17 protein-coding genes are annotated in these 18,316 nt (G+C 45.0%); 9 read left to right on the top strand and 8 right to left on the bottom strand.

Annotation, left to right across the window (positions count from 1 at the left end):
• Positions 1-112 precede the first annotated feature (112 nt).
• Complete coding sequence (locus tag ACKI5J_RS10475; RefSeq protein WP_407429230.1) at positions 113-1,660, bottom strand: PQQ-dependent sugar dehydrogenase; 1,548 nt, start codon at positions 1,658-1,660, stop codon at positions 113-115.
• Between the two features lie 327 nt (positions 1,661-1,987).
• Between ACKI5J_RS10475 and ACKI5J_RS10470 the strand changes: the two genes are divergently transcribed.
• From ACKI5J_RS10470 to ACKI5J_RS10460, 3 genes are all read left to right on the top strand, one after another.
• Complete coding sequence (locus tag ACKI5J_RS10470) at positions 1,988-5,203, top strand: SusC/RagA family TonB-linked outer membrane protein (protein WP_407429228.1); 3,216 nt, start codon at positions 1,988-1,990, stop codon at positions 5,201-5,203.
• Positions 5,204-5,221: 18 nt separating this feature from the next.
• A complete protein-coding gene (locus ACKI5J_RS10465; RefSeq protein ID WP_407429226.1) occupies positions 5,222-6,742 on the top strand; it encodes a RagB/SusD family nutrient uptake outer membrane protein in 1,521 nt (506 codons plus the stop codon).
• Between the two features lie 126 nt (positions 6,743-6,868).
• Positions 6,869-7,306 carry a hypothetical protein gene (locus ACKI5J_RS10460; protein ID WP_407429224.1) on the top strand — a complete coding sequence of 146 codons (438 nt, stop codon included), beginning with the start codon at positions 6,869-6,871 and terminating at the stop codon, positions 7,304-7,306.
• 113 nt (positions 7,307-7,419) lie between these two features.
• Here ACKI5J_RS10460 and ACKI5J_RS10455 read toward each other — a convergent pair whose 3' ends face one another.
• Positions 7,420-7,770, bottom strand: a complete 351-nt coding sequence (locus ACKI5J_RS10455) for a HesB/IscA family protein (protein WP_407429262.1) — start codon at positions 7,768-7,770, stop codon at positions 7,420-7,422.
• A gap of 89 nt (positions 7,771-7,859) precedes the next feature.
• Here ACKI5J_RS10455 and ACKI5J_RS10450 point away from each other — a divergent pair, with 89 nt between their 5' ends.
• The 4 genes from ACKI5J_RS10450 to dnaA all read left to right on the top strand — a co-directional run bounded on the left by ACKI5J_RS10450 (position 7,860) and on the right by dnaA (position 11,634).
• Positions 7,860-8,393 (top strand): hypothetical protein, encoded by a 534-nt coding sequence (locus ACKI5J_RS10450; RefSeq protein ID WP_407429222.1) that lies wholly within the window; start codon positions 7,860-7,862, stop codon positions 8,391-8,393.
• Between the two features lie 12 nt (positions 8,394-8,405).
• Positions 8,406-9,179, top strand: coding sequence for a 5'-nucleotidase C-terminal domain-containing protein (locus tag ACKI5J_RS10445; RefSeq protein ID WP_407429220.1), 774 nt, complete (start codon positions 8,406-8,408; stop codon positions 9,177-9,179).
• On the top strand, positions 9,176-10,114 hold the full coding sequence (locus ACKI5J_RS10440; protein WP_407429218.1) for a bifunctional metallophosphatase/5'-nucleotidase: 939 nt from the start codon (positions 9,176-9,178) through the stop codon (positions 10,112-10,114). Before ACKI5J_RS10445 ends, ACKI5J_RS10440 begins: the two co-directional genes overlap by 4 nt.
• A gap of 92 nt (positions 10,115-10,206) precedes the next feature.
• The gene (dnaA, locus tag ACKI5J_RS10435) at positions 10,207-11,634 is read left to right on the top strand and encodes a chromosomal replication initiator protein DnaA (protein ID WP_407429216.1); all 1,428 of its coding nucleotides are present in this window, start codon (positions 10,207-10,209) and stop codon (positions 11,632-11,634) included.
• A gap of 78 nt (positions 11,635-11,712) precedes the next feature.
• On the opposite strand, the gene ACKI5J_RS10430 is transcribed toward dnaA, so the two are convergent.
• The 6 genes from ACKI5J_RS10430 to ACKI5J_RS10405 are packed head-to-tail and all read right to left on the bottom strand — an operon-like array spanning position 11,713 to position 15,441.
• Positions 11,713-12,570, bottom strand: a complete 858-nt coding sequence (locus ACKI5J_RS10430) for a bestrophin family protein (protein WP_407429214.1) — start codon at positions 12,568-12,570, stop codon at positions 11,713-11,715.
• A gap of 49 nt (positions 12,571-12,619) precedes the next feature.
• Positions 12,620-13,168: an NUDIX hydrolase gene (locus tag ACKI5J_RS10425; protein WP_407429212.1), complete on the bottom strand. Its 549-nt coding sequence runs from the start codon at positions 13,166-13,168 to the stop codon at positions 12,620-12,622.
• Complete coding sequence (locus ACKI5J_RS10420; protein ID WP_407429210.1) at positions 13,161-13,571, bottom strand: hypothetical protein; 411 nt, start codon at positions 13,569-13,571, stop codon at positions 13,161-13,163. The genes ACKI5J_RS10425 and ACKI5J_RS10420 overlap by 8 nt, the downstream gene beginning before the upstream one ends.
• A gap of 31 nt (positions 13,572-13,602) precedes the next feature.
• Positions 13,603-14,433: a TPM domain-containing protein gene (locus ACKI5J_RS10415; protein WP_407429208.1), complete on the bottom strand. Its 831-nt coding sequence runs from the start codon at positions 14,431-14,433 to the stop codon at positions 13,603-13,605.
• Positions 14,414-14,854 carry a TPM domain-containing protein gene (locus ACKI5J_RS10410; protein WP_407429206.1) on the bottom strand — a complete coding sequence of 147 codons (441 nt, stop codon included), beginning with the start codon at positions 14,852-14,854 and terminating at the stop codon, positions 14,414-14,416. Before ACKI5J_RS10410 ends, ACKI5J_RS10415 begins: the two co-directional genes overlap by 20 nt.
• 8 nt (positions 14,855-14,862) lie before the next feature.
• Positions 14,863-15,441 carry a LemA family protein gene (locus tag ACKI5J_RS10405; RefSeq protein WP_407429204.1) on the bottom strand — a complete coding sequence of 193 codons (579 nt, stop codon included), beginning with the start codon at positions 15,439-15,441 and terminating at the stop codon, positions 14,863-14,865.
• Between the two features lie 89 nt (positions 15,442-15,530).
• Between ACKI5J_RS10405 and ACKI5J_RS10400 the strand changes: the two genes are divergently transcribed.
• Together ACKI5J_RS10400 and ACKI5J_RS10395 are read left to right on the top strand one after the other, a co-directional pair.
• A complete protein-coding gene (locus ACKI5J_RS10400) occupies positions 15,531-17,078 on the top strand; it encodes an NAD(P)/FAD-dependent oxidoreductase (protein ID WP_407429202.1) in 1,548 nt (515 codons plus the stop codon).
• Between the two features lie 44 nt (positions 17,079-17,122).
• On the top strand, positions 17,123-17,482 hold the full coding sequence (locus tag ACKI5J_RS10395) for a CoA-binding protein (RefSeq protein WP_407429200.1): 360 nt from the start codon (positions 17,123-17,125) through the stop codon (positions 17,480-17,482).
• Positions 17,483-18,316 lie beyond the last annotated feature (834 nt).

The following is an 18,316-nucleotide window of genomic DNA, read 5'->3' as shown; positions in this document are numbered from 1 at the left end:
CTACACTGTATGAGATTCTCAAAATGCTAATGACTAATTATACCCCAAAAGGGGTATAAATTTGTTTGTTACGACGAAGTCTGTTGAATCCGGTATTCTATATAGCAGTATTCTATTCTTCTTCTTTGCGTTTTGCGTTTATCAACTTTGCGGTCTCGGGCTTAGTTGCGTGACTTGTCTGATCGCTGGGAATTTTATAGGTCAACTCTATAACACTTCCTCGATATGAGGCCTGTTTAGGATCTTCTTTAGAGGGACCCGAGCTTACCAACGCACTGTCTACTGCCACATAAAGTTTCAATCCATCATTAGAAATGGCTAGATCCCTGTAGCGTACATTCCCGCGTACATATTCATAAACGGTGCTGTTTGCCACTTTCCCCTTGTTGTCCAACTGTACCCTTATTAGTCTTGCTCCTTTCAACGTTGGAATAAGCAATGAGTTCTTCCATCCAGGGATGGCATCAGATTGATATACTTCTACGCTGGAAGGGGCGAATGACTGCCATTCTTGCTTATGCCCCTTTTGAATGTTTGTATACAGCTCGGAAAGTAAATTGTTGCCAGTTGGGTAAAAACTGGTAATCGGGTTTCTGTAAGTGCTGCCAACTGTCCGGGCGTTTTGCTTCTCGTCTTTAATTAAGGGATAGCTGGTGTTCCAAATGCCGGGATACTCTTCCTTGTTGGAAACAGATGCGGCCAGACCGTTATAATTGCCATCGTCGTATCCGATTACGAGGGGATGGCCGTAGTTTGCTCCCTTTTCAACCAGGTTTATTTCATCGTCAGAATAAGGCCCGTGTTCTACCGAATATATTTTCTCGCCATCTATGTCGGCAAAGGCTAATCCCTGCGGATTTCTATGTCCGATTGTCCATACTGCATTTTGCCACGATCCGTTAAATGGGTTATCGTTTGGAATCCACTGATTCTCTTCCACGTTGTCTCCGTCTGCTTCCAGGTTGAATCGGAGAATCTTTCCTTCGTAGCTATTCTGATTCTGAGCCTTATTTTGCCGAGCACCATTAGAGAACTGTCCTGCACCCATGTCCCCTGTACTGAAAAATAAGTAGGGCTTGCCGTTTACCGGTGCGATCAGTAGTCTGCCGCCATTATGATCATTGCTTGCAGGAATGGTATCGCAGAGTATGATAGGCTGAACAAGCTTTTCCTCTTCAAAATCGTAGGTATACCTGACGATGCGCTGCAAGAACTTGTGTCCGCCTCCGTTAACGCCACCATCTACATTGCCAGGATTTCCTTTGTAGTCATAGATGTAAGTAAGGTAGACGAATGGCTTAGATTTTAATAATGATGGGTGTAGCGCCATCCCCATCAGTCCTCCCTGTGGCCATGGGATGCTTCTTCCATTTCTGTCTGGTATTTTATCATAGCGGGGAAACGTTCTTTCCTTGCTAAGGTCGGCGATTAACTGCTTTTTTCCGCTTACAGGATCGATTCGTAGTACTCGATAGCCTTTTGATTCCGTTATCCATAAATGATTATCGGGGCCGTTGGTCAGCTCCCAGGGATCACTAAGTTTATCCGCTATTACGCGAATCTCGAATTCTGCATTTTCCAAAGGCAGGTCACTTTGCGCTTCGACTGACAGAAGTTTTATCGACAGTAAAGGGATTAGATAGAGCAGTCTGTTTTTCATAGTGCTGATACTTTAGCATTCCCGAACAATATTCTTATAACATACGCATAATAGAGCGGCTTGATGCTGCTGTCTGAGGTAAGGTTCTTTAAAAGATAACTGATCTATAGAATGCTATGGAGAAGTAACAGCGGGATATTCTTATGGTTTTGAATTCTATCTCTTTGTCCAAGCCTCTTAAGCTTTTATAGTGTTGACACCACGAACAGGATACTACAGGTTGCGTTTTTAAAATGCATCTACTATGTTTATAATAAGCTACCAATAAAAAAACAGCTACAATTTATTTACCGATAATTACTACATCATTAACCAAATTCTACATTTATGAAAGCGATTCTATGCTTTTTTAAGAATGGCGCATGCCTGTTCTTACTCATGGCTTTTTCTCTGAATTTTAAATCTTACGCACAGACGAAGATATCGGGTCTGGTATCAGACGCCGGTGATAAGGAAACATTGCCTGGAGTTTCTGTTACTATTAAGGGGGCTTCAGGTGGTACGGCAACTGACACACAGGGTCGCTTTTCCATAACCGCATCTCCGGGACAAGTGTTGATATTCAAATATATCGGATACAATGATCAGCAGGTTACTGTGGGGAATAATCCTGTCATCAACGTGCAAATGACTTCTTCGACGAAGAGTCTCGAAGAGGTGGTGGTAATTGGTTATGGTACGCAGAAAAAAGGAAGCCTTACAGGGGCTGTGGCGACATTCAATGCGGACAATCTTGAGGAACGTCCCGTGCAGCGGGTAGATCAGGCGATGGTTGGTCAGATGGCCGGTGTAAATGTGAAACAAACGACCGGTTCACCCGGAAAGGGAATGAGCGTGCAGGTTAGAGGTACCGGTTCTATATCGGCCGGAAATGAACCGTTATACGTAATTGACGGGTTTCCGTTAGCGCCGGCGGCACCTAACGGCTCGGGCAACTATGCGTCTGGCAACCCATTAGATAATATCAATCCGAATGATATAGAATCTATTCAGGTTTTGAAGGATGCATCTTCTGCGGCAATTTATGGCTCTCGTGCTTCAAATGGAGTTGTTTTGATTACCACGAGAAGAGGTAAGACAGGTAAGCCTAAAATTACCTTCAATGCCTATGGTGGTACGGTGGAACGTAGTAAGAAGCTGGACATGCTGACTGGCGAGGAGTGGATCGATCGTGCCATTGAGGTGATCAATGGACAATGGGTCGCGTCGGGACCTGGCAGGACGGCCGGGCAAACTACTGCGGAACGTAGACAGGTACTTAACTCGGGATTGGCGGCCGACAAGCAGCTCGGACCGAACGATGTCAATACGAACTATATGATTGATGATCGTTGGGTACAGGCCGGCTACCCCGGATTACGCATCATAGATTGGCAGGATGAAGCATTTCAGAGAGGGCTTACCCAAAATTATCAGCTTTCTGCAAGCGGAGCAACGGACGTGGTCAACTACTTTGTGTCGGGAAATCTTACCGATCAAGAGGGAATGGTGAAGGGGATGGGTTATAGATCTTACTCGGCAAGAGCAAACGTTGAGGTAAATGCTAACAGCAAACTGAAGTTCGGAATCAATCTCTCTCCTACCTATTCCATCACAGACGATCCGGGCGTAGAGGGGAAGGACAATATTCTCCACCAGTTGGTAAGTATGACACCTGTGCAGGAAGATTCTATGGGGGTTTATGCCAACACCGGCAACTTTGGTCAGTATCGTTGGAGTACCTCGCCCAATAGTCCTATTGGCAAACTCGAAAATACGTCTGCTCAAACAAAGCGGTTCCGGACACTGGCGACGGTATTCGGAGAGTATAAAATTATTGAAGGGTTGAACTTCAGGACTACGCTGAATCTTGATCATACGGATAATAACTTCAAACGGTATATCCCTTATACAATAACGGGTACCTTGTCCAGTCGGCAGTCACAACTCACGGCCAATACATCCGGAAGCTATGCTACTTATAGACGACAGACCTTTGTGAACGAAAATACGCTTTCTTACAACAAGCAGTTCAACAAAGTGCATGACCTGTCTTTGCTGGCTGGGGCTTCTTATAATTCGGACAAGTTTGATAACGGGGAGTTCAATTCTGTCGGGGGTTTTACGAATGATGTAGTGACTACTTTAAATAAAGCTGCCGGAATCACAGGTAATACCACAGAGTCGAAAAACGTTCTGTTGTCCTATTTTGGGCGTGTACAGTATGGTTTTGACTCCAAGTATCTGTTTTCAGCCAGTATCAGACGTGATGGATCATCGCGGTTTGGGGAGAATACGAAATGGGGATGGTTCCCTTCCGCATCCGTCGGTTGGAGAATTTCTGAAGAATCCTTTCTCCAGGGAGTGCCACAGATCAGCGATCTGAAACTGAGAGCAAGCTGGGGTAAGGCCGGTAACTATAATGTAGGCGACTATAGCGGTATCGCCACACTGGCGAACTATAATTACACATTTAACGGAGTGCAGGTAATCGGACAGGCACCTAACCGTCTCGTGAATCCAAATGTTTCCTGGGAAATGTCGAATACCTTCGATGTGGGTTTAGACTTCGGCTTGTTCAGTAACCGAATTACCGGTGCTTTCGATGTGTATACCAAGAACAATTCGAATCTTTTACTGAACATTCCGATCCCGCAAACAACAGGGTTCTCCACATTGCTGGGTAATACAGGCGAAGTGAAAAATCAGGGATGGGAGTTTGAAATTACATCAAGGAACCTGACAGGTGATTTTCAGTGGAGCACAACCGCCAATCTGAGCCATAATACTAATAAGGTAGTTTCATTGCCCAACGGACAAAATCAGATATTGATTCCTTCGTCTTTTGATATCGAACACAGTATTCTGAAAGTTGGCGAGCCGATGTATAGTATCTACGTCGTTCAGCAGCAGGGTATCTTGAGTCAGCAGGATATTGACAATAAGGTTGCCCGATATGGATCGCAAACAGCAGGTGATCCCAAGTATGTCGATGCGAATGGGGATGGGGTAATAGATGCGAACGACCGCGTCATTGTTGGTCATCCAACACCCGATTATTCCTGGGGTATCACCAACAACTTCAGATATAAAGGTTTTGACCTCAGCGTACTGGTTCAGGGGCAAAACGGAGGTTCTATCTATTCTTTGTTTGGTCGTTCTGTAAACAGAACGGGAACAGGGCTCGTGGATAATGTGCTGGGCACATGGGCAAACAGGTGGCGGTCTGAGGCTGATCCGGGGAATGGGGAAGTCGGTAAGGCCTATTCAACATTCGGAAGAATCAAGAATACCGACTGGTTGTATTCTTCAGACTACTTCAGGGTAAGGAACATTACGCTCGGTTATGACCTGGGAAGGATAATCAAAACCAAGCAGGTGCAGGGCGCACGTATTTACGTAACCGCTGAAAACTTCTTCGGGCACGATAGTTATGGAGGTGGATTCAACCCGGAAGCAACCAATACAAACCTAAGTGGTAGCACTTCCTTCCCTGAGGCAGGAGATTATGGTGGTCTTCCGCTACCTAAGTCTTTAATACTCGGAGTCAATTTTACTTTCTAACCTTTATATTCTAATCTCATGAAAAAGATACTTTTTAGCACTATCATATCATTTTCTATTCTTTTTGCATCGTGTGAAAAGGAATTGGATCAAGCTCCTATATCGGATGCCTCTACGGCCCGGTTCTACGATAGTCCCGACGATTTTGTACAAGCAGTGAACGCCACCTATGCCAGTCTGAGGGCATATCCAGACAGGCAATTAAATTTGTCAGAAACCCGTTCTGACAATCTATACGCTACCTCCGAAGGGGGTGTCCGTGACTGGGAGGGAGTAAATAGTTTCCACAAAACGATTGCAAGTAATCCGTATATTATAGAAGCCTGGTCGGAGAATTTCAATGGCGTCTTCAAGGCCAACACGGTTCTCGATCAGATAGAGAAAAATGGAGCGGTTATCAGAGATGAAAATCTAAAAACACGCCTATCGGCCGAATCCAGATTCCTTCGGGCGTTCTTTTATTTCGATCTGGTCAGGTGGTTTGGTGAACTCCCCATCATTGAGCGACCATTGCTGGCAGAGGAAGCAACTTCTGTTGGGAGAAGCCCTGTTGAAGAGGTATATCAGTTTATCATATCAGACTTGCAGTTCGCTCAGGATAACCTACCTGAACAGTACGCTTCTGCAGATAAAGGCAGAGTAACGAAATTTGCTGCGAAAGGATTGCTCGCCCTGGTACATATGACACGATCAGGTCCAACTTATGGCATAAAAGGCCCGGGGCTTGGGGTGAATGAATGGGGTAATGCCCTTAATCTCCTTAATGAAATAATCAATAGCGGTAGATACACTATGCTCGCAAACACCGCCAACTCTACTGCCGCTTATAGCAATATATTTTCCTATACCAATGAGGGAAACGCTGAAGTAGTTTTTGACATCCAGTACATTACTGGTGCAAATCCGGTTTTGGGAGCAACCTTCCCATGGGTGCTGGTGCCCGATGAATGGTTTCAGTCTTTGGGGAAGACAACTCAGGGTGGTTTAACTATACGTCCGGTTTCAACAGATTTGTTGAATTCTTATGAGGCAAATGACATACGAAGGAATTTCTCTATACAAACAGGATTTACCTTTAACGGAAAAACAGAGACACGCTCCTTTTTCAAGAAGTATGTGGACATATCCAGGGTGCCAACCAGCAGCCGGCTCGACTGGCCTATCAATTTTATAGCCATGCGATACACAGACATCCTGATGCTGAAGGCGGAGTGTATCCTGCATGGTGCACCAGGAACGCAGCTCGAAGTAGACGACATTGTAAACCAGGTACGCTCAAGAGCAGGGTTAGCGCCCTTGTCTAACGTCACCCTTGCACAGTTGATGGAAGAAAGAAGGAAGGAGTTTGCTGCTGAAGGTCACAGATGGCATGATTTGGTGAGAAGCGGCTTGGTGGAGACAAAGATACCTGCCTGGATCGAAACGGAAGACGTGCTGAATCAAATGCAGAACTTCATTAAAGAATATGTAATTTATCCAATCCCCCAATCACAATTGGATGTACGGCAGGGATTATATACCCAAAATAACGGTTATTAACATTCGTTAACTTACATTAAAATGCGTGGACTCCTTCCGTTCACGCATTTTTTTGCAGTGAGATTCGTCAATTTCCTGAAGTTCCGATTACCTTCATTGCATCAGATCAGATTAAACCAATATAGAATGAAAAAATATGCTGTTGCGGTAATGCTGCCGCTTGTAATCCAGGCTTGCAGTTCAGGGCCTGACTATAAAGAAGCGAGGGCGGAAGTCCTGGAACTTCATGATAAAGTAATGATCGATAGCGAAAAAGCGATCAGGAACAGGATGAAGCTTGATAGCCTCTCGTTAAAAATGGATAGCCTTAAGCTGTTAAAGCCAGGGTTGGATACTGCTATTGTTTCTCAAAAAATGACAGCACTGAAAGCCCGCTTAGATAGTGCTGACGGGCAAATGAATACCTGGATGCGTGCCTTCGAGGCTGAACTTGGTGATAGATCTAATGACGAAGCAGTTGCTTACTTTAGGGAGGAGGAAAAAAAGATTAAGCGGTTGGATAGTGTTTATGCCGACGTCATTAAGGAGTCGGATGCTTTCCTTTCAGATCTCAAACAAAAATAACGCTATTGACTCTCAGGTAAGGACGTCGATTAGGTAAATATCCTTTTGGCACCAAAAAAGACAGGCTGCATCATACAAGAATGATGCAGCCTCTCTTTTTTGGTGCTAAAAGGCTAAACTGCAAACGATGTTCCACATCCGCAAGTGCTGGATGCATTCGGATTGTTAAAAGTAAATCCTCTTGAATTCAATCCGTCCTGAAAGTCAATTTGCATTCCTGCCAGATACAGACCATGCGCTTTATGCATGTATATTTTTATGCCATCAAGAAAAAACTCCTGATCCCCTTCTTTCTTTTGATCAAAGCCCAGAATGTAATTCATCCCGGAGCATCCTCCGCCTTCAACACCAATACGAAGTCCGAACTCATCGCTCAGTTCCTGTTGTTGTTTAAGTTTTCTTAGCTCCTTTGCTGCCCCCTCTGTCAAAGAAACCGGTATAAGTGATGTAGTCTCCATACTCATTTCTTTCATTTTATTTACACAAATATAAGGTAATTTCATCATTTTTGTTAAGATATAGGCGATTTGACGCTTTGACAACAAACATTCTAATGTCATCAACCTCCCTCTTTTTTCTCGACATATTAAAGTATTCCCTATCGGGAATCTGCGTTTTTTTCATTGCTTACCTGGTGATACGTCCCTATCTCGACCAGCAGCTCAAGCTCCGTCTGCTTGATATTAAAAAGGACAGCCAGGGCACCTTGCTGCCCTTGCGGCTTCAGGCTTATGAGCGCCTGATCCTGCTGGTGGAACGGATCAACCCCGTAAATCTTCTTTTAAGAACCAATACATCAGGACTGGCCCTGGCCGAATATCAACACATACTCAAGGCGGAGATCAGAAACGAGTTTCAGCATAACACCACTCAACAGCTTTATGTATCGGGTTCCGCATGGTCTACTGTTAGCAAAATAAAGGAAGATACATTGGTGCTGATTAATAACGCCGCACAATCACTTTCTCCGGATGCACCGGCGATAGAATTAAGCAAGGTGATTTTAAATCATCTCACCTCGCTGGAAAACAATCCCTATGAGTCTGCGGCGCAAGTTATCAGAGGCGACGTGCAGCAATTGTTTTAAAATAACTTACAAATGAACACGATAATATCGTACCTAAACAGGCAGTCGGGCATCGCAATCCTCTCCTTACTGATTGGCCTCTCTGCCTGCTCACCCAAGTTGCACCAGACATCTCAGGATGCAGCCTTATATATCATCAAAGATATTCCGGCAGATTCCACTGTGCTGGCCCTCTACAAACCTTACAAACTGAGCATCGATTCTCAGATGAACGCGGTAATCGGTACGGCCGCTGTAAACCTCGAGCGTAAGAAGCCCGAGGGCTTGCTGAACAACCTGGTGGCAGACATTATGTATCAGGAAGGCAAGCGCACGGATCTCCGCTTCGACTTTGTACATACCAATTACTTTGGACTGCGGAACTCGATCTCCGCCGGGCCTATCAAGGCTTCCAAGATCTACGAATTGATGCCTTTTGAGAACTACTTCGTAACGGTCACCCTGAAGGGAACAGATGTGCAGGAACTGTTTAATTATATTGCCGCGCTAAACGGCGATCCGGTATCGGGAGCGAGGTTTAGGATTAAAGATGGCAAAGCGGTTGATATACAAATCAACGGAACGAAATTTGATCCGTCGAAAGAGTACACGGTGCTCACCATAGACTATATGGCCAACGGAGGTGATAAAGCCGAAGTATATACCCGGGCAATCAGGAGGTTTGATAGTACATATAGGCTGCGTGACGCCATTCTCGCTTATATTAAGCAGCAACAGGCTCAGGGAAAAACGATCACCTCCGCATTAGATAGCAGGATACAGAGCGATAACGATAACAGCAAATGAACAGAAGGAAATTTATCAAGACTGCGCTAACCGGCTCAGCGATTCTGGCGTTAGGTTTAGAACATCAGCATCTTATTGCTTCTGAGGATATTCAAAAGCTTACTATTCTTCACACAAACGATGTACACAGCAGGATCGATCCATTCCCTGCCGATGATGTACGTTATGCCGGTATGGGCGGTGTTGCTCCCCGTGCTGCATTAATTAAGAAGATCAGAGCCGAAGAAGAACATGTTCTTTTATTCGACGCAGGCGATATATTTCAGGGAACACCCTATTTTAATTTCTACGGTGGAGAGCCGGAATTAAAGCTCATGTCGACGATGGGCTACGACGCAGGTACCATGGGAAATCATGATTTTGATAATGGCGTAGAAGGATTCGTCAAGCAGCTTCCTCATGCCAACTTTCCATTCCTGACGGCTAACTACGACTTTAGCGACACTCCGCTGCACGGGAAGACCAAGGACTATCAGATATTTAAGAAAGGCAGAATCAAGGTCGGCGTATACGGCATCGGCATCCAGCTCGACGGTCTGGTGAATAAGCAACAGTATGGAAATACCGTATATCTTGATCCCCTAATTACGGCGCAAAAAATAGAATCGAGGCTAAAAAATGAAGAGAGGTGTGATCTTATCATATGCCTGTCTCATCTGGGCTACAAATACGATACGAATAAGGTTTCCGACCATGTGTTGGCTGCGAATACGCACCATACACACCTGATTATCGGAGGCCATACACACACCTTTTTAGCAGCCCCTACGGAGCTTCAAAATGCTGCCGGAGGGCGGGTGATCATTAATCAAGTTGGTTTCGCCGGAATTAACCTCGGACGTCTCGATTTTGCTTTTGGAAGTAAAAAAACAGGCAAAATAGCCTATGCTTCTGCTGTTGAGCCAGTTAAATATATTTCAAATTTTAGTTCTTAAAGCAAGGAATTTTTCGAATATTCGATGTTCCAAAACGGTCAGTGAAATCTTCGCTGCAGCGTCTGGAAATCAAATTATTAAGAAAAAGCTTCATGGAAAAAACTGGTACGAACGTTTGGAATCAATGTCTTCAGATCATAAAAGACAATATTCCAACACAGAGCTATAAGACTTGGTTCGAACCAATAAAAGCATTGCGTCTTGAGGGAAATGTGCTTACCATACAAGTGCCAAGCTTATTCTTTTATGAATGGCTTGAAGAGCACTATGTTGGCCTTTTACGTAAGACCGTAAAAAAGCAACTTGGTGATGAAGGCAGGCTGGAATATAATATCGTTGTTGAGAAGTCGTCAAGCAGTAAGCCGTATACGACTAACATGCCTTCTACAGGCAATGGATCTGAAGCAAAGTATCAGTCCATCCCCGTAGCGGTTACCCTGAACAAGGATATCAAAAATCCGTTTGTCATACCTGGCCTCAAAAAGCTACAGGTGGATCCTCAACTCAATCCTAATTATTGTTTCGAGAATTTCATAGAGGGAGATTGCAATCGCCTTGCACGCTCGGCGGGATATGCCGTTGCTGCAAAACCCGGAGGAACATCCTTTAACCCCCTGCTACTTTACGGAGGTGTTGGTCTTGGCAAAACTCACCTGGGTCAGGCTATAGGAAATGAAATTAAAAGGACGAGCCCCGACAAATTAGTAATCTATGTATCCTGTGAGAAGTTCTGTCAGCAGTTTGTAGACTCCTTGAAGAACAATACGATCAACGATTTCGTGAATTTCTACCAGGCGATGGACGTTATCATCATGGATGATGTGCATAACTTCGCCGGTAAGGAAAAAACACAGGATATCTTCTTCCACATCTTTAACCACCTTCATCAGTCGGGCAAGCAGGTTATCCTGACCTCTGACAAGGCACCTAAAGATCTGGCAGGGTTAGAAGAACGCCTGCTAAGCCGTTTCAAATGGGGCCTTTCAGCCGACCTTCAGGTACCTGATCTGGAAACCCGTATGGCTATCCTTAAGAAAAAGATGTATGCTGATGGAATAGAGCTTCCAAGTGAGGTTATTGAGTATGTAGCACACAACATAGACAATAATGTCCGTGAACTCGAAGGAGCGATGGTGTCATTACTGGCGCAATCAACGCTGAACAAGAAAGACATCGACCTGGCGCTGGCTAAGTCAATGCTCAAAAACTTCATCAAGCACACCTCCAGAGAGATCTCTATGGAATACATTCAGAAACTTGTTTGCGAGTATTTCGAAGTTCCTGTTGAGATGGTTAAGTCAAAGACCCGCAAGAGAGAAATTGTACAGGCACGCCAGATATCTATGTACCTCGCTAAGAGCCACACTAAAACGTCACTTAAATCTATTGGTCAGTTCTTTGGTGGTCGTGATCACTCTACAGTAATCTACGCATGCCAGACCGTGGAAGATCTTATAGACACAGATAAGAAGTTCAAGAACTATGTTCAGGACATTCAAAAGAAATTAAAGATGAGCTAACGCTTACCTCATCTTACCCAAAACGAAAAGGCTATCTCTTAATGGAGATAGCCTTTTTTATGCCCTCAACCTGTTTAATTAAATTATCTCGCTAACATGCTTCCGGATATTGTGACATATCTGATCGACAGGAAGATCATTAGCATCCGTTCCAAATGGATTCTCAATTTCTTCAGCGATAAGTTCTAAGCTGGCAAAAGCGTACAGAATAAACATGATCACCGGTATGATCAGATAGCCGATGCTATTTACCCATCCGAAAGGCAAAGTAAATACATAAAGGAAAATAAACTTCTTAATAAATACACTGTAGGTATAGGGGATGGGAGTGTTCTTGATTCGCTCACAGGCTCCGCAGATATCAGTGAGCGACTTAAACTCCTCATTCACGAGCCATAGTTGCTCACTATTTAGTTTTCCTTCTTCACGAAGCCTGTTCAATCGCTCGAAGATTTTACTCGCAATTTGGTTTGGAAGATGATGGTGCGTTTTCAGGTCTAATACCGAGTCGAGTTCGTGGTAGTCCTCATTCTCTCGCAAGTGGTTTTTCATCGCAAATGCGTAATTCGGGATCATCAGCCTGAAAAAGCGTTTGTCCTCTTCATCTTTCAGGAAGCTATGGAGCTTGATAGCGAGGTTACGAGCGCTGTTCGTAAGCCCTCCGAGCTGCTTCCGTCCTTCCCACCAGCGGTCGTATGCCGTGTTGGTCCTGAAGACCAACAACAGCGATATCACAAAGCCCAGTACGCTGTGCATAAGGCCCAGATTGCTGATGGAGCTTGACTTGCCAACCTCAAAGTATTCCAGTTCCAGATAGGCGATCAGACAGGAATAAGCCCCAGCTACGAGCATCAGGGGCAAAAGTGTTCTAAATGTGTCTGTTTTGTTAAATTGGAATATAAAGGGAAACCAGACCTTGGGGTTGTAATTAATCATAAAAGAGACGACGTATATGGTCTATGCAGATACTGCTGAATAAGGCCAGCTAGAGCTTACCTAATTTGGAGAGAGCGAAAAAGATGCTGCTTACATGAAGAGCCTGCTTAATTTCATTCTTTAGCAGCAACTCTTTAAGTTCAGAAACGCTCACACTAAGAACTTCAATCTCCTCGCGGCCATCCAGATGCTGCTCCTGAACCTTCTTGCCTCCTAAGAGAATAAATGCGTGTGTAATATTTGCGGCAGTTGACGGATTGGCATAAACTTCTCCAACCTTCTCGATCGAATCAAATGCATATCCGGTTTCTTCCAATAGTTCTCTTACAACGGCCTCTTCGGGTGTTTCGCCCTCATCAATGCAACCGCCGGGAATCTCCAGAAAGACATCTTCAGCACCATGGCGGTACTGCCTGATCAGCAGCACCTCATCATCCTCGGTAAAGGCAACCGCATTAACCCAATCAGGATATTCCAGAACGTAGTAATCATCAATCAGGGTTCCGTCTGGCATTTTGCAGGTGTCTACACGCAGTGTCGCCCATCTTTCTTTTACCAGATACCGGGATGATATTTTATCCCATCTCAGTTTACTCATACTGCCGGTTATTTAAAAACGTAGTGATCTGCTCGCGACGGGCCAAGTTTTCGAAACTTTGCTGATGATGAACAGTTTCCAACAGGTTAATCACTGCAGCTGTTTTATGAAGGATCAGGAATGTTTCGTCCACCTCCTGAAAAGGGTAGACTGTTTCAAACATCAGCTGGGCCATCAGATTAAGTTTTTCCGGAGTGTATGATTTGCTTGCCAGCTGATTCTGGAAGTCTTCTACGGAAGCCTGTTCTAAATCTTCCCGGCTCAACCCGAAAGACTCGTTCAATGTTTCAAAAGCCACTTCAATCCCTTCGTCGACATTTCCATCGTTTTTTAGTCCGAGTATTTTAGCTAATACCTGAGCCAGCTTCTGAATCTCGGCTTCAATAAAATCTTTTCTAATCATATCTTATTCATATTAATTCGCCAGGTTCAAGCTACCAGTCGCCGCTTGAACCGCCACCGCCAAAGCTTCCACCACCAAAGCCGCCGAAGCCTCCTCCGCCGCCACCAAATCCACCACCACCGAATCCGCCGCCACCGCCGCCATGGCCTCCGCGACCGGCCATTCCGGAAAGCAGGGTCCACCACAGGAGATCCGCGCCGCCACGACTTCCGATAACCCGGCCGCCGCCGCCGCCACCACCTCTACGGCTGAGAACAGCGATGATAATAATGATCAGGATAACCAAACCCACAGGAAACCCTTTGGACCCGGACCTTTGATTTTTAGGTTTTTCACTTTTGTATTCTCCCTTTGTATAAGAGATAATGGCATCAGTTGCCCTATCAAGCCCCAAATAATAATCACCCCGCTGAAAAGCCGGTTTAATTTCATTGGTGATAATGCGCTTGGTGATTGCATCGGGAAGCGCCCCTTCAACACCATATCCCGTTTGGATAGTTACCTTCCTGTCGTCGATAGCCGCCAGAAGTACCACTCCGTTGTTTTTGCCTTTCTGCCCAACGCCCCAGTTCTCCGCCAATTTGACCGTATAGTCGGCGATGTCATAAACACCAACTGACTTAATCATCACCACGGCTATCTGAGTAGACGACGTATCATTAAACGCAACAAGCTTACGCTCAAGCTGCGCCTTCTGATCTGGAGAAAGTGTGTTTGTATAATCAGTCACCAGCGTATTCGATCTTGGAGGAAGCTCCTGAGCCCACACGCCAGTGCTGACTAAAAGAAAGGTTAATGCAATTAAAATACCTTGTTTTAGATTCATGTTGTTCATTCTCTTATCAGATGTACGAGATGTCATCCGATAATTCGTTTTTGTCGCCATCCTGCACCGGAAACAGCTTCTGCAACTGTTCACCCGCCGCTGTTATGCCTTCGATGATACCCGAAGCAAGGCTTCCAGTTCTGAATTTGCCGATCATGCGTTCCTTTGTGCTATTCCAAAAACCCTCAGGTACCTGCCTATTGATGCCTTCATCGCCGATGATGGCAAACTTATGGTCGTCTGTTGCAATATAAATCAGTACCCCATTGCGCTGAGATGTCTTGTCCATTCCAATCTTAAGAAAATAACTGGCAGCACGGTCAAATGCATTGGGTACAGGACAGTTACGTTCCGCACAAATCCGGATTTCTCCGGATGTGTTTTTTTCAGCTTTTTCAATGGCTATACGGATTTGTTCTTGTTCCAATTCCGTAAATAAATCTGGTTTCTTGCTCATAGCGATTGTTAAAACTCGACTTTAGGGGCCTTGTCAGATCCGGCTTCAGCCTGGAAATAGCCCTTCTTCTCAAATCCAAACATTGCAGCAGTCAAGTTGTTCGGGAATGTTCTGATTTTGGAGTTGTATTGCTGAGTTACCTCATTAAACTTCTGCCTCTCAACCGTGATGCGGTTCTCAGTACCTTCTAGTTGCGCCTGTAATTCTTGGAAATTAGCGTTCGCTTTTAGCTGAGGATAGTTTTCAGTCACCATTAGTAAACGTCCGATAGCGGAGCTTAACTGGCCTTGAGCGTTTTGGAATTTCTCTATATTTTCAGGTGTTAGCTTGTCCGGATCAACATTTACAGATGTAGCTTTCGCACGTGCTTCTATTACCTGAGTAAGGGTTTCTTTCTCGAAGTCAGCTGCTCCCTTGACCGTGTTCACCAGGTTCGGAATCAGGTCTGCGCGTCGTTGGTATACGTTCTGGACCTGTGCCCACTGAGATTGTACCTGCTCATCTAGCTGAATCATGCTATTATAGCCGCATGACGAAAATGAAAGGACTGCAAATAAACCTGCAATTGTATAGACTAGTTTTCTCATAATGTTAAAGTTAAATTTTTTGATTCAGATCTAAGACGTCAAATTTCATACCTTTGTTACCATCCGGGATAAAAACCTGGCTTTTTGAGATGAAAGAAATTGAAATTGTGCTACTTCCGCACGAAACGGCAGACTCTGACATACTTTATAACAAAGTTGCTACTGCCCTCAAAGTTAACCGCCAGAAGCTCAAACACGTTAAAATTCATAAGCGATCTATAGACGCCAGGGGCAAACAGGTGGTGTACCGGCTAAAGGTGCAGGTCTATCTGGAAGAAATTCCCGCGCCTGAAGTTTTTTCAGTTGATTACCCGAATGTCAGCGACAAAAAACCAGTTTTGATCGTTGGGGCCGGACCGGCTGGTCTCTTTGCCGCCTTGCGGTGCATTGAACTGGGTTTGAAACCCATTATTCTCGAGCGGGGAAAAGATGTTAAGCAAAGACGTCGGGATCTGGCCGCCATTAATAAGGAAGGCCTGATCAATCCGGAATCCAACTATTGTTTTGGTGAAGGTGGGGCGGGGACATACTCTGACGGTAAACTATACACCCGGTCCAATAAGCGAGGAGATGTGCAATATGTGCTGAAGGCTTTCGTCGCGCATGGGGCTACTGAAGATATCCTGGTAGATGCCCGTCCGCATATCGGAACCAATAAGCTGCCACAAATCATCACCGCCATGCGAGAGTCTATCCTGAATGCTGGCGGAGAAATCTACTTTGACACAAAAGTCACTGGCTTTACCTTGAAAAGCCAGCATATAAAAGGAGTGAAGACCGCAGACGGTGCTCATCACGAAGCAGATGCCCTCATTCTGGCAACCGGACATTCGGCTCGCGATATCTATTATCTGATGCGCGAACATGATCTGCAGATCGAAGCCAAGCCTTTTGCGTTGGGTGTGCGTATTGAACATCCGCAGCAGCTCATAGACAAAGTCCAATATCATTGCGACGTTCGTGATCCCTATCTTCCGCCATCTTATTATAGTCTGGTTGAGCAGGTGAACGACCGTGGTGTATTCTCATTCTGCATGTGTCCCGGAGGTATCATTGCTCCCTGCTCAACAGATTTTAACGAGATTGTCGTGAATGGGTGGTCGCCCTCCAAAAGAAATAATCCTTTTGCCAATTCGGGGACCGTGGTGCAGATCAACCTGGAAGACGTCCCCGGATCACCCGACGATCCTTTTAGATTACTCGCTTTTCAGGCGGAGGCAGAAAGGAAGGCCTATGAGGCAGGGGGCGGAAGTTTAGTAGCTCCAGCTCAACGCATGGTGGACTTTGTTGAAGGCAGGGTTTCCATGGATCTTCCTTTAAACTCCTATCTTCCGGGAACCAGAAGTACAGATTTGTCTGAAGTTCTGCCCGAATTCGTATACACCCGGTTGAAGAAAGCTCTGCCAGCTTTCGGTACAAAGATGAGGGGCTATTTCACCAATGAAGCAATTCTTGTAGGAGTAGAGTCCCGCACTTCTTCGCCTGTTCGAATTCCCCGGGATAAGATGAGTTTGCAACATCCCGATGCGGTAGGCCTGTTTCCCTGCGGTGAAGGAGCCGGATATGCCGGAGGAATTGTCTCTGCGGCAATTGATGGCATGAATTGTGCAGATGCAGTATATGAGATGTATAAATAGGTAATTAAGGGAGACACGCTGTTTCCTGATAAATTTATATAAAGATGAAAAAGACATTAGTACTAGGAGCTACTCCTGATTCGAGTCGTTACGCATATCTTGCTTCGAATAAGCTTGTAAGGCATGGGCACGAAATTGTGAATGTAGGTATCAAGAAAGGAGAGGTTGCCGGAGTTCCCATTGAGGAGGCAAAGGAGCTTCATCATGATGTTGATACCGTGACGCTTTATGTAGGTACCCGTAATCAGCCGCCTCTTTACGACTATATTCTGGAGACTAATCCCAAAAGGATCATATTTAATCCGGGTACGGAGAATGATGAACTTGAGGAAATGGCCCGTAAGAGAGGAATAGAAACGGTGGAAGGGTGTACACTGGTGATGTTGTCGACTGGGCAATACTAGAGAATAGCTTTTACCAGTTGATAAAAAGTGTTAAAGAAGGAGGAATTGCACCGTGCAGTTCCTCCTTTTATTTTGTAGTGTTTTCTGTGTTATTTATTAACCCTACAGAAACTGTAAAGCGTTTTCAGTAGTCGACAACATGTATGGTCCCATCAAGACTATCCGATAGAGATGTATAGCTATATCTTGACGAGATATCCTTATACCTTCCTTCTATCTTCCTTCTACCAACGCCCTATCAACGTCGTACCAAGGTCGTACCAACGTCGTACCAGCTTCGGGAAAATGCGAAGAAAATGCGAAGTTGGTAGGGAGCTGGGACAAGGTTGATAGGAGCTTGGAGAAAGGATGATTTGAACAATGATCAGGTTCTGTATGTCGATACATGATTTGTCCAATCAGATGAAAACTAGGAATGCTTTCGCAGTTGATTCAAAAGCTGATCATGGTGTTTCGGTTTCTCTGAAGATATCTTATTCCAACAAGCAAGACGTGGCAAAAAGCATTGGGAGTTCGCTGTGCGGCGGTTTGGTTGTCTCGCTACTTTGATCATTGTTGCCTCCTTAATGACCATTGAGTATGGAACACTCTTATATATATTGGAGCTTCTTGTGATCTATTTACGTTTTGCCATTATAGAATGAAGCCGTTTGGCTCGGACTAGGGGAATGCCCTTCTTTCGCCGCATGGGTCGGAATCAGGAAGGAAGGCTGATCAGAGTATGAAAATTTTGCTATAACCTTACCCCCAAAGGCCATTCTGTAGCCTTATGGCCACCTTATCCTGCCTTTTGGCACCCTTTACAAACATGCCCTAAAAATTGTTTTCGCCCGT

Source organism: Arcticibacter sp., from assembly GCF_045629565.1.
Classification (GTDB): Bacteria; Bacteroidota; Bacteroidia; order Sphingobacteriales; family Sphingobacteriaceae; genus Arcticibacter.
The sequence above is the reverse complement of the archived record's forward strand: the minus strand, read 5'-3'. Positions and strand labels throughout refer to the sequence as shown.